We start from the raw sequence: 12,793 nt of genomic DNA on the forward strand, positions 1-12,793 counted from the left end.
TTATCCGGTGTGGCCGTCGTGTGGGCTGCAGCAACATTTACGTTCCTAGTTCAGTGCTTGATGCCCGGCGATCGCGCGCAGATGTCATCAATGTGAGGAGTGGCGACGTCGGGCCGGCACCTGCGGCCGAGCTCGCAACGATCAATGCGAAATATGGCTTTGATCAACCGCTCGCCGTTCAATACGGCAAATACATATTACGTCCTGCATGGAGATCTTGGTGAATCATACCAGCAGCATCGACCCGTCGCGGCGATCATCGCAGAACAGATTGGCCCCACCATTGTTCTGGCGATCGCCGCGCTGCTGATGGCTTGGGTTATTGCGATCTTGACTACTCTGTTGATCGCCGGCAGAGACAACATATGGTCGAAGCTGCTCAGCGGCGCGCAAATCTTCTTGGCAACCGCGCCGCCTTACTGGCTAGCTACAACTATGCCCGTCGTGTTCGCGGTAAACTTGCGCATTTTTCCAGTTGTCGGAGAAAGCTCGCCGATGGGACTCGTTCTCCCGACATTTGCTCTGGCTCTCGAACTGTCCGGCTTTTTCGGACAAGTCGTTCTGAACGAGTTCACGCGCGTGCTCGAGCAGCCCTTCGTTACGTCCGCGCGGACCCGAGGTATGAGTGATTTCGGCGTCAGGCTTCACCATCAAACGACCCCCCAAGACAATCGGAACGTGGCGCAAGCTCATGTGCTGGCACTGCTCGAGGAGACCAAAAAACGGGGCAAGGCTCTGATCCTGATCAGTCATGATCTGGCAGTGGTCTCCCGCGTGGCGGATGAGATCCTCGTCATGCAACGAGGCGAGGTCATAAGTTATCTCTTTATCTCGCATGATCTTAGTTGTTGTTCGTCATATCAGCGATCGCGTCATAGTTATGCGCCGGGGGAGAATCGTCGATGGTGGCCCCACTGAAGAGATATTTCGTAATCCACTGTCTGAATATACCAAGAGCCTTGTCGCCGCCATGCCGCGTCTTGTGCGCGAGCAAGAGATAGGTCAGTTATCTACGATCCTCGAAGAAGGCATCGCGTGAATGCCTTCGAATTCGATCCTCTATCATAAAAATGTCTATCTCCGATCGCGGGCATTCGCCTTGCGCGCCGATTTGGTGACGATTGCGCGCTCGATCATCGCTCGACCAGGACAGCTGTGGCCCGGGCTCCCATTTAGATGGACCGGCGGGCGCGCGGAGCAGGACTAGCCGAGTTCGAACACTCGCTAACCGTGAGGTCGGCGATCCGCAAGTGTTGGATTGCAAGTCATCGATGGGTGCCCGCAAGGATTACGGCTCTTGCTCTCTGGCAAAAGAGCTCGGAATTGTCGCGTTCACGATAGCCTTGCGATGATGGTGCGGTCTCTGACAATGAGACCGTGTTTGTCAGGTTCTAAACATTCGGCGTCAATATCGATTTCATGACGCCTACTCAGCCATTAATACGACTGATGCGGCTGGCACGGTCATTGCTATCAAATTGATGTAATGCCGAGGAAAGGCTGAGAGCAGCGCTGTGAATGGTCACGTTTCCGCCGGCAAGCCGTGGGTCCATTTCTGAAAAAGAAGCAAGACCTTGAATTCTTCGCATTCGGTTTGATGGAGAGCGATGTGGATTTGCCTATAAGAGCTGACGAGCCAAATCGCAACTTCTGGACATATCGGCACTGTCAAACGACCGTTGCGCTGCCAGCGTTGCCGGTCTCGATAAACAATGGCAGCGAGCGGCAGTGGGCACGCATGACGAGAATTCGGCTGACGTGCTCAAGCGTGCCGGCTGCGGAGGCCACCGACACAATAGGTGTCTCATCGACGCATCTTGTCGCCATTTCGCCGACGAGTTCGCCACAAATCGCATAGCGTAACTCCAAGGACTACCAAAAAGAGGTCAATAACAGGCCCCCTCGTAATCCGGGCAATACGGAATCGTCGACATGTCGCAAACAATCGGCGCTGATAGCGAGTGCACCACAAATGAAGGGGCAGAGCACTGGTCAGAGTCGAAAAACAAACTTTCATCAGATGGCGAGTTTGTTCGGTACTGGAGCCGAGCTGCCGATCGGCTGCGCGCAGTGGCCGCTGTCGGGAGGCGAACCGAGGAGGCGATCAGAAGGACTGGGATTGGTTTGCAGCTATCCTCCGAGAACTTTAACGGTCACGACCTGTCAGATTTCCCGTTGCGACGCTGTACCCTCAATCGTGCGCAGCTCTACGGAGCAAAGTTGGATCGGGCAGACCTTTCTGGGGCAAACCTTATCTGCCCAGGGCTAGAGAGGGCAAGTTTCCGCGGGGCCAAGCTCGATTTTGCGTATATGCACGCGATTGCAGCGCAGGTCTGCAATTTCGATGATGCCAGTCTGCGCAGTGTAATTGATGCAACCGGCAGTCTGTTTCACGGTTGCAGCATGAAAAGGACACGCTTTGACAACGCGATGCTAAGCGGACTTCTCATTTACCAGTGCGACGCGAGTGATGCTGTATTTGATGGCGCGGAATTACAGGGTTCGACCATTAATGAATGCTTCCTTCCTTCCGCTTCCTTCCGCTTTGCCAAGCTGAGCCAAGTCACGATCACGAAAGCGCACCTGGCGGCTTGCTCGTTCTTCCAGTCAAAGGGGGACTGTTTATCGATCTTGCGTCCCACCTCGGTCGACGGTCTCGCCCTAGAAGGCGCTCATCTTCCGTATCTGAGACTCTCAAAGGTGAGCGGCCGCATTGCGGCGAGGGCCCTGAGCGCTCCCTTCGCTGATGTTCACCTGTCAAATCTTTCAAGTGCGGAGCTTGAGCAGGCAGACTTGACCAAGGCGCGGCTTCTGTCCGTAAGCTTGTCCAACGCGAACCTAATCGGTGCTGTGTTGGACGGTGCCTCTATTCATTCCTGTCAGCTCGATGGAGCGGACCTGTCTCGGGCATCAGGCGAAAGCATTTCAATTACAGAGAGCACAATGCGAGCCTCCAAATTGACGGGCTTTCGTGGCCGCTGTGCCTTTGTGCGCGACTGCGATCTTGAATATGCAGACTTATCCCAGGCTTACCTCTACAGGTCGATGATGACCGGTGATCCCCCGCAATCAATGGCATTGGATCACGCAAATCTCGAAGGATCCAATCTCGTTCAGGCATATCTCGCCGCGGGAATGACCGACACCAACCTGGAGGCAACGCGCGTCGCATACGTTCGCATGAACCAATCGTCCTTGCGCGACGCGAATCTGAGTGGGATATCGCCGTTCCAGGCCAGCTTCGTAAAGGTCGACTTTTCGGGCGCTAAGATAACCACATTCGAGCCACCGTTTTTTGCCGACCGATGTCCGGGACTGCAGACCGCTTTGAAGGCTGATCAGCCGCGCGAGCCATCAAGCTATCTGGCTGAATTCTCATCGTTGATCAGACGTGGTCGAGAAGGCTCGACCTGACGGCTTTGGAAATCGCAAAATAGAATGGCGTACAATGTCGGTGAGCTTAGAGCAGCTTGGTGCGGTGGTCCGAGCTGTGAGCGGGCGTTAAAGCTCTTTGGGGCTCGGTGGCGTGCGCGGCCAATACGACACCCAGGGCCTACCTTCTGCGATCCGACCGATCAGACCACTCTTTCGGCGTCTAAAAGAACTGGAGTAAGAAAATGCATCTGGGATGTCTTTCCGCAGGCAAAGCGTTCATCCGGGAGGTGGCGAGAACAGGTCAGAGTATTGGGACGGTACACACCCTAGGCGCCCTGCATCATGGGCATGCAGAACTGATCAGAAGAGCGGCATCGGAGAATGACGTCGCGATTGTCACAGTCTACCCGAACAAGACTCAGCTTAGACCAGGTGGGAGCTACGATTTCGATTTGGACGCTGATATTGGACTTGCCCTACGTGCGGGAGCAACTGCCGTGATTTCCTCGAACGACACCGAAATGTTCCCGCCTGGCTATCGAACGTTCGTATCGCAAGGCGACTATCATTTGCGTTTAGATGGGCCTGAGGCGTACTTGAAGGAAGCCGTTACGGGGGCAATCCGCTGGATTTGTTATGCGCGACCAACTCGCAGCTACTTCGGTCTCAAGGATATCGGTCAGGCGATCCTGGTGAAGCGCGCTGTCGCAGACTTGCTTCTTGATTGTGAGATACGATTTGTGCCGACCGTGAGATACAGGAACGGAGTGCCCATTTCGTCGCGCTTGCGAAGATTTAGCCGATCCGAGCTTGATGAGCTTTCGTGCCTCTTCACGGCCCTCAACCATTCGAGGAAAGAGATCGCCCAAGGGGCGTCGAGCGTCAAGGATCTTGTCGCGTCGGCTACAACTCAAATAGCGTTCCGACAGTTTAAACTCGATTTTGTTCGCATTGTTGGCGCTGATAGCTTCGAAGACCTGGAGCAGGTCAAGCTCCCCTTCATAATTGTTGCAGCGGCAACGGCTCATGGCCTCAGGGTCTTCGATAATATCTACGTTCCGGATCAGGATACACTCCTGAATGGCGCTCCGGATATCTGGATCGATCTACCTGAAAAGTCCTAGCCAGACGATTATGAATGTCGTGATTTTGACAAAAGTAGCCACCCGGCCGCGCCTGAACGCAGCGCCTACGTTATGACTGTGCATTCCGCTTTGCGCTGCCCAAGCGCACAGCCATCGTCCCACCAGCGGTGAAGCTCTCACGATCCACTGAGTAGATCGACTTGAAAAAGTCAATCCAAACCGAACTGCCCAATATGGTAGGGTCGGCTAGCCGCACGTTGAGATAGTCTGCTCGAGCGGCCCGTCGCAGCCAAACGTCACGGCAGCTCGAAAACGGTGAATCGCGACCTTTGGATCCGTAAAGCTCTCGAGAGCAGAATCTGCGGAGATGATATGGAAAGGCGATTGGAAGATTATAGAGCTGACGACGCTTGTGTTATCCCGCTAAGAAATCTGGATGTAAGCGAGGCCAAGCGCTTTCAAGACGACAGCATATGGGGGTGCTTCGAGCGGTTGCGAAGGGAAGATCCCGTTCACTACTGTCAAGACAGCCCTCATGGCCCATATTGGTCCCTGACGAAATACCGGGATATCGTAGCGGTAGACACAAACCACAAAGCATTCTCGTCAGAGCAAGGTGTCACTATTGTCGACGTGCCTGCCGAGCACTGGACCCAGAGTTTCATCAAGATGGGACCTCCTCAGCACGCCGAGCAGCGTAATACCGTGAGTCCGATAGTCGGACCGGAAAGCTTGGCGAAACTCGAAATCTTGATCCGCTCTCGGGTCAGGGCGATTCTAGACGGCTTGCCGCGCAATGATGCCTTCAATTGGGTGGAGATGGTCTCCATCGAGTTGACGACGCAGATGCTCGCCACGTTGTTCGACTTTCCATTTGAGGATCGGCGACTCCTGACCTATTGGTCAGACGTAGCTGTTGGAACTCCGAAAGCAGGGCATGCGATCGACAGCTGGGATAAGCGAAGCACAATCTTGTCCGAGTGCCTGGATTATTTCACACGGCTTTGGAACGAGCGCATCAATGCCGAGCCGCGCCTCGATCTGATTTCCTTGATGGCGCATTCGCCCGCCACACGCCATATGGAGCCGAATGAGTTTCTCGGGAATCTGATTCTGCTGATCGTTGGGGGGAATGACACCACGCGCAACTCGATTACCGGCGGCCTCCTGTTCATGAGTCAGCACCCCTCCGAACTGAGAAAACTAACCGACAATCCCAAGCTGGTCTCGAGCGCCGTGTCCGAGATTATTCGATACCAGACGCCGATCGCACATATGCGCCGCACCGCCGCGACCGATAGCATCGTAGGCGGGAAGCAGATCAGGAAGGGCGACAAGGTCGTCATGTGGTACATCTCCGGCAACCGGGACCAAGAGATCATTGAGAACGCCAACAGTTTCGTCATCGACCGCAAGAATGTACGGCAGCATCTCTCGTTCGGATTTGGTATCCATCGCTGTCTTGGTCGACATCTTGCGGAACTGCAGTTGAGAGTCCTCTGGGAAGAGATTTTGGGTGCGGGACTGGAGGTCAAGGTTGTCGGCGAACCCGAGCGAATTGCGTCCAACTTCGTGCACGGCTATTCCGCTCTCCCCGTGCGGATTGCAGCCTAGGCCCTGATCGCTCCGGTCTGGCAGCCGGCACGCGGTGGGGTGGGCCGTCCTGAACCATCTTCGCTTCTGCAAGCAGCGAAGATGGTTTGGTCGGCGCGAAACAATGGCTGCATGTAGGAATCTATATCAGCCGGGCAGATGTTCGAAGTACACGTGAAGAGCGATAGTGTAGCGCGCGGACGACTTGCAAAGCGCCTGACGCCGAAAAGCCAACCGCCACGGTAACTCCGATGCCGCGTCTCCGGGCTGCCTTGGGTAGCCGGGACCGCAGACGCTGATGAATTTGATGTTGAAGATTGTAGCGGTGGCAGCGATTTTCCTTGGAGAAGCGCTTTCGATATTCGCCGAGCTGATTGCCTCACGGCAATCTGGAAAGGCCGGCGGTGATCTGGCAATGCTGTTGCCGATGTTTCTCCTGATATCGTTCGGCGGCATCCTCCTCGTGTTCGGATACGCGCTGGGCTACATGCATCTGAAGAATATCTGGATCATTGTCGCGATATCGATGGGAGCGATTCTGGTAGTGGAACCGATGCTCACCCTCCTGCTCTTTAGAGACGTGCCGACAGCCGGTTCGTTGATAGGGTTGATGTTCGGTGCGATTGGTACGCTCGCTGCCATATTTCTATGAGTGTGATTTAACCGGCCTCGGCGCGGCCCGGCTTTGGCGAGATGTAGTTTGAAGGCTGCGCAACGTCGATTCTGCTCAGTTCGGACCTGGAGAATGTTGTTGCTGATGGCCTCCGGCGTCTCGCCACGCCCGTGTATGGCTGGTGACTTGGTAAGCTCTTCGGTCGAAGTCTGTTTGCTGGATAGCGGGACGCGTGTTGCGAGCGCAGGTCTGCCGATAGACATACGCTAGCCATTCCTGCTTGGCCAAAATTGCCGTCCAGGAGGCGGTTGGGGATGACTTGGCCCAGTTCGCGTGCACCGAGGCACCGCATTGGGGCGGGACTATCTCGCGGGCAGGGCAGGTCGGGCCCCGGTCACGTCCCAGCTGATCACACCGGCACTGATGCGGCTAGTTCAGCAACACGAGGAGCTGCGATGGAAGTCGAACACAAGGCGAGATCTTCTTTCTTGTGCATCCAGATGAATGCTCTTGGTCAGCTAGTCGTCAGCTGGGGGGCCTATCCAGACAGGCTGCGCACTCTCGACTATTCGGAGATGAAGTATGAAAGGTATTGGCCGAGCTGATTCATCACAGGGTGAGGCGGCGGGAGCCAACAGCGCCGGGGAATTGAGCCGTTCGAGCCTGGAGCCTGGTCTCTTCCCTGGGGAACGCGGTCAATCCTTCGATGCCGTCCTGGAGCGGATGCGCTCCGGGCCTCAAGACAGAACTGCGGCTTCAGATATGGCGGCGCCAACGCGCAACGAGATCAAGGCGGCAAAGCGAAATTTGGACAGCCTGCTTGAGAAGTTTGAAGCTTGCCGTCGAGCGGCCACGCAACGCTGCAACTTGGAAAAGGCGCAAGAGCTGATCGATCGAGTGGTCGAAGCAGGCTCAACAGTTCTGGAGTATTACGCGAATCTGCCGTCCCATTTGGCGCGTCGTATCCTGCCCGACGATCAGGCTCGCCGGCTCCGCGACGACACGCTGGATGCGGGCAACCAATGTAACGAAGTAGCCACCCAGATTCTGTACCCACTTGAGAACAGGAGAAAGAAAGCAGAAGCCCTGCTCGACAAGGTCAAAGACACCGCTCCGCCCGACCAGCTGAGCCGCATCGTTGCGGGCGTCGCGAACCAGTATGTTGCCTGCATGGACTGGTGGGGAAAGAAGGCGTTGCGCTTCGAGCGGATGCAGTCAGTCTGTGCGGCTACCGCCCATTTGCCAAGCAGCACGCCCGAGATGCGCAAGGCCGAAGAGGCCCAACTCAGGCTCAATACGGGCTGGGCGCTCAATACCAGGTGCATGTATCTGCAATCGCGGATCGCTCTCGCGCAGCTCTTGATTCAGTCGCGAGCGAGCACGTTAGCACCAGACGTGCGAGCCGCCCTCATGGACGAGAGCGGGCAGGTGCGTCTGCTCGGGACCTTTGTTGAAGATGTTTTTCCGGCATTTATTTCGACGAGCGAGGCCGTTCGCGGAGGAGCGGTGCTCGACGCCGAGCACCGCGCCGTTCTGGAAGGAGTCATGGAACGGCTTTCGGAATTTGCATCCCAACTGAGGGGCATGCTTGAGCCCCTGAGGGAGGCTGGAACGGAAGCTGACCTTCCTTTGCAGTTGCTTGGCGAGATCGTGGACGGTGCGTGGGTGACGGCGAACGATGTCATGCGGCTGCTGGCATTGCAGCCAAAGACGGAAGTGACGATTGAACCGCCGGCTTGGGCTGCGCTGCCAGAAAACACTGCGCTGGTGGGTGAAGGCACTCGAGTGCGCAGAAAGGGCAAAGCAAGGCGCGGAGCAGCCGCGGGCGAAGGGAGTTCGACGGCCAGCCCGCCCGCGCCGCAACTGGGAAGGTCCGATGCTGCCGGGGCCGCGACGGGCAAGGTCATCGTGCTCTCGGATCTCGGTACAAAGAAACTCGCCACGCCGGAGGAGGCAGCTGCGTCATCCTCTGCGACCGATCACCTCCAGATGTGGCAGGCTCCGCCCTCCAGGAAGGCACTGCCGGGATTACTTGAGCGATTGGACGAGCTGCTGCAGTTCGATCTGCGGGCTCAGCAAAGCGCCGTCTCGCAAGCGCGCCAGATGAAGCCCGAGGACGCCGAACATGTCCTGAATCGCGTGATCAAGCGCTTGCAGACGCAGTCCTCCGAGATTGAGGCCTGTGTAGTCGCGCTGGAGGAGCCTCGCCGACGGGGCCTGCTCACGGCTGCGCAGGTGCCCGAAGTGCACGAAAAGATAGTCCGGCTTCAAAGGATGGGGTCCGAGGTTCAGGGGCAGGCAAAGTCATTGAGCGCGCGAAAGGCAGCAATCACGAGCGATTGCATGAAGACCTATGCGTTTCCATCGCAGAAATACCTTGCACAGTTGCGGGCAGCGGGGGAACTGGCGTCAGTGGATCCACCTCGCGCCTTGAAGGGAGAGCCAGGGACGCTGTTCGAAATCAAGCTACAGCCCATGGCGCTGAGCAATGGCGGGACGCCAAGGCCGATGTGGGTACACATCCATACCAAGCGGCCGGTACATGCCTGGCAATTGGCAACGCTGGGCGATCGCGAATTCGCCGCTTGCCACGTGAAGTCTGACGAACAGCGCGGCTACAATCAGCACTGGCAGAACGCTCGAGCCGCCGAGGGGCACGAGAACGTCGTGATCCACCGCGGCAAGCTTACTCCTGCGTTCTGTAGGTCCTTGTTGAGCACCGCCGCTGGCCAGCCGTGGCAGCCCCTTCCCGACCCGGAGCACGCTTCAGCTCAGATGGCTCGACTGGGGATCTAGTGAGCTGGTTGTCTTGCGGCGGTGAGCCGTCGGCGTGAGTTCATGCCTTTTGGACCGGCTCGGCGGATTGCCTGAGCTGCGCTGAGCGTCGTCGGGCTCCAGCTCACAGAAGGCTGGAGCCTGGGAGAGAACACTGCTTACGGAGGGGTATCGGCTGGCGATCCGGAGGTCGGTCGTCGTACAAGCAAGCTGCCATTCTCTGCTGTGGCGAACATCGGCGCTCGGACGAGAAGCTGGGCCGCTGACTATTGCAGGCGGGAGATATACCAGATGCTGGCGGCGATACGCCCGGTGTCACAGTGCTTTCACCAGCCTGCCCGCGGCGAACTGGCGCGCAAACTCTTCGGGCGAGCTTCAACGGATCGCGGATGGTCCGGATGTACGGGAGCTGAGCGTCCCGGCCGCTTTGACGAATCAAGCCGGGCGGTGCACAACAACGCCGCCTGTTTGCTACTCTAGCATCAGCCTACGACGGCCCCAGCATCACGCCTCCTTGGCCCCCCAAAAGGATGCTGGGCTTGTCGTTCTTCGTTGAGCGTCTCAATCCGAGTAAGTCGGAGCTTCTTCGTTTCAACTGCAATGGCGCCGGGCGCCGCGGAGACAATTTCAGTACACCGGCGTATGGTCAGTCATTTCCCTGCTTTTTTCACTCGCCGCCACGAGTGAGCAACGGTGGCACCGTCGGAAGAGCAGGCTGCGCCGCACGATCAGCTTGGTGGGACTGTTCATCGAGTCATGGCGCGAGCTCGCGACAGCAATCCGTAAGACGGGCCTGGCCGAGCTTTTACAGCTGGATGCCGTGCTCCCTAAGCACCCGGTGCGTCATCTCGCTTTTGATCTCGCAGGCGATCTCGTTGACGATTTAACCTCGGCATCGTCCGTCAGACCCGCTTCGGCCAGCCGTTGCTTCAGCCAAATTTGAAACTCGTCGCCCATCGCATCGATGAGCCGATCGTCGATTGCTGCGTACTTATCCATTCGGTCAATAGATCTGATCAAGAAAATCAATTTTACCGCTTGCAGCGTGGTCATATAGACCCTCGAGGGCGGCTGGGGCTAACCTAGGGAAGCTATATCTCGAATGAAAAAGTCTGTGTTAGTGACCGCGAGCGCCCTCGCGCTTGCAACGGCGGTAATGCCTCCTTTTGCTGCAAACGTTGCCGCGCAGCCGGTTGCGGCGAGTGCGCCGGTAGCCGATACATCATATCCTGAGTGCGTGGATGACCCGTTGAATGGTATCTGCGATCTGTTTTTTTGCTTGACGGATCCCTCGTGCGTCCAGCACTGACAGCGGGAAACATATCAAGCAGAGATGAGGATTGACCCTCGTGCGGCCGCTGCTCCGACAGCGGCCGCATCCTCATGCCGTACTTGCGCTAGTAGATAGTACAAGCCGGGCCTTCTTGTTCTCTAAACGACGATCAGAGTGACGGCTCACTTACAGCCTTTCGGTGACGTCCGCCGATCGTGCAACTGCCGCATCGGCCAAGATCGGGTAAATGGGGAAAAGTCATTTCAGACGGAGACGCTGCGCTCCGACAGGAGCTCCTGCTCGATGTAAAGCTGCTCGAATTTTCAGGATAGATTGCTTTTACGTGGTGGCCCCATACCCGTCCTCCGGGTCGATGTTTCGCATTTCGGACATCATAGATGTCATCCTTACCTGTTCGGGCATGACTAGGGCAGCGGTCGTGGCGTTACGGCCATTCGTCTATGGTCGGGCACATAATTGAGTGGCGCCGTCTCCGGCATCATAAGCATGGCACAAAGCGCGGCCGCGCCCGCGAAGAGCATGTACCAGGCGGGCACGAGTGCACTCCCGGTAAGGTGGATGAGCCAGGTGACGATCGGTTGAGCTGTGCCTCCAAAAATCGCTATCGCAAAAGCGTAGATCGTCGCGAACGCGCGACCACGAATGTACTTGGGCAAACCTTCGGCCATGCTCACGTAGAAGGCGCTATACGGAATCGTTCCGATCAGGGTGAGGACGCCGAGACCTCCTAGAAGTGCCAAGGCACTGCGGCTCTCTGCAATCCACAAGAATACCGGATAGGTCATCAGTAATGCAGTGACCTGCGGCCATATCATGATACGCCGACGGCCTACGCGGTCGGCGAGCAGGCCGCCCAGCAGTGCTGCAGAAATTCCGACCGTGTTGCTGATGAGCGTAGTAGCAAAGGCGAGAGGCGTGGAAACGCGGAGGGTGTTCAACGCGTAGGTCGTCATGTATCCCGTAACATAAGTCGTGATCGTGCAGCTGGCCAAGATGACAAATCCCAAGCTCATGATGCGGCGATCGGTAGGTGGTCGCCCCTCGGGCTGGGTGACAAGAACCGGCGCCTCGGGGCGGTGCAGCGTTTCGGGCAGGACGCTCCGCAACCAAAGTCCAAACGGCAACGTAGCCGCGCCGAGCAACAGCGCGACCCGCCATCCGTACGCATTGAGCGCTTCGCTTGTCATGGTGAGCGAGAGTATTTCTCCAACCAACGCTCCGGCCGTCGCAGCTACCTGTTGGCTCGCGGGCTGAAAGGAGACCGCAAGACCGCGGGCTTTGGTGGGGGCCGCTTCCATCAAGTAGGCTGTCGTTGGACCGACTTCACCTCCGAGAGCAAAGCCCTGCAGCAAGCGTGCGAAAATGGCTAGCAACGGAGCGGCAAGTCCTATTGTCTCGTACGATGGCGTGATAGCCAATAACAGGACCGCGGCGCTCATCATGGCAAAGCTGGCGGTCATCGCGGGTCGGCGGCCGGCCCGATCCGAATACGAGCCGAGCACGATGGCTCCGATCGGCCTGGTTACAAAACCTGCGCCGAAGGTTCCGAGTGACAGCATGAGGCTGACGAACTGGTCAGTTGCCGGGAAGAACGCCTGACCGATCTGTATTGCGAAAAAGCTATAGGTCCCGAAGTCGTAGAATTCGATAATGTTGCCGATGGTTGCGCCCAACACCGCGCGGCGTGTCAAGCGTTCGTCTGCCGGACCGAGGACCGGCTCCAGCCCCTCTGGAGTAAATTGCCTCGCCATCCTCGACCTGATCTGGAGCGCGATCCATGGCCCGAACATTTCGACCAGACAGGTCGCGCAAAGTTGCATTCCACTTGCCCGAGCTCGTCCTCACGGCCATCGCCTGTTCACATGTAGGCTGAAGCGTGTCACGACGAACCTCACGGTAAGCTCTGCAATAAAAATGCCCGCCTTTCGTGGCCCATTTTACCCTTGATCTGATCGCTGGCCTTCCCGGCAAGACAAATATGAGACCTGCTATAGTTGTCGGGCACCCAGACATCGCGCTGCTTTGGCGAGTTTGGGACAAATTGGCGGGCGCCGAACA

The 12,793-nt window shown here is 57.3% G+C and carries 8 protein-coding genes; 6 read left to right on the plus strand and 2 right to left on the minus strand.

The features are described 5' to 3' along the window. Nucleotides 1–153 precede the first annotated feature (153 nt). From I6F33_RS25840 to I6F33_RS25865, 6 genes are all read left to right on the plus strand, one after another. Nucleotides 154–918, plus strand: coding sequence for an ABC transporter permease (locus tag I6F33_RS25840; protein WP_225144518.1), 765 nt, complete (start codon nt 154–156; stop codon nt 916–918). A gap of 1,014 nt (nt 919–1,932) precedes the next feature. Further along, nucleotides 1,933–3,414 (plus strand): pentapeptide repeat-containing protein, encoded by a 1,482-nt coding sequence (locus I6F33_RS25845; RefSeq protein ID WP_225144519.1) that lies wholly within the window; start codon nt 1,933–1,935, stop codon nt 3,412–3,414. 203 nt (nt 3,415–3,617) lie between these two features. Continuing rightward, a complete protein-coding gene (locus I6F33_RS25850; protein WP_225144520.1) occupies nt 3,618–4,499 on the plus strand; it encodes a pantoate--beta-alanine ligase in 882 nt (293 codons plus the stop codon). Nucleotides 4,500–4,832: 333 nt separating this feature from the next. Next, nucleotides 4,833–6,074, plus strand: coding sequence for a cytochrome P450 (locus I6F33_RS25855; protein WP_225144521.1), 1,242 nt, complete (start codon nt 4,833–4,835; stop codon nt 6,072–6,074). A gap of 277 nt (nt 6,075–6,351) precedes the next feature. Then, nucleotides 6,352–6,705 carry a hypothetical protein gene (locus I6F33_RS25860; RefSeq protein WP_225144522.1) on the plus strand — a complete coding sequence of 118 codons (354 nt, stop codon included), beginning with the start codon at nt 6,352–6,354 and terminating at the stop codon, nt 6,703–6,705. Nucleotides 6,706–7,248: 543 nt separating this feature from the next. After that, entirely contained in the window at nt 7,249–9,462 is a 2,214-nt protein-coding gene (locus tag I6F33_RS25865) for a hypothetical protein (RefSeq protein ID WP_225144523.1), read from the plus strand. Nucleotides 9,463–10,284: 822 nt separating this feature from the next. On the opposite strand, the gene I6F33_RS25870 is transcribed toward I6F33_RS25865, so the two are convergent. After that, complete coding sequence (locus tag I6F33_RS25870) at nt 10,285–10,494, minus strand: hypothetical protein (protein ID WP_225129470.1); 210 nt, start codon at nt 10,492–10,494, stop codon at nt 10,285–10,287. A 645-nt stretch (nt 10,495–11,139) separates the two neighbouring features. Then, a complete protein-coding gene (locus I6F33_RS25875) occupies nt 11,140–12,486 on the minus strand; it encodes an MFS transporter (RefSeq protein WP_225144524.1) in 1,347 nt (448 codons plus the stop codon). Nucleotides 12,487–12,793 lie beyond the last annotated feature (307 nt).

Origin of the sequence: Bradyrhizobium sp. BRP20 (assembly GCF_020194215.1) — a bacterium.
In the GTDB taxonomy this organism is placed as follows: Bacteria; Pseudomonadota; Alphaproteobacteria; order Rhizobiales; family Xanthobacteraceae; genus Bradyrhizobium; species Bradyrhizobium yuanmingense.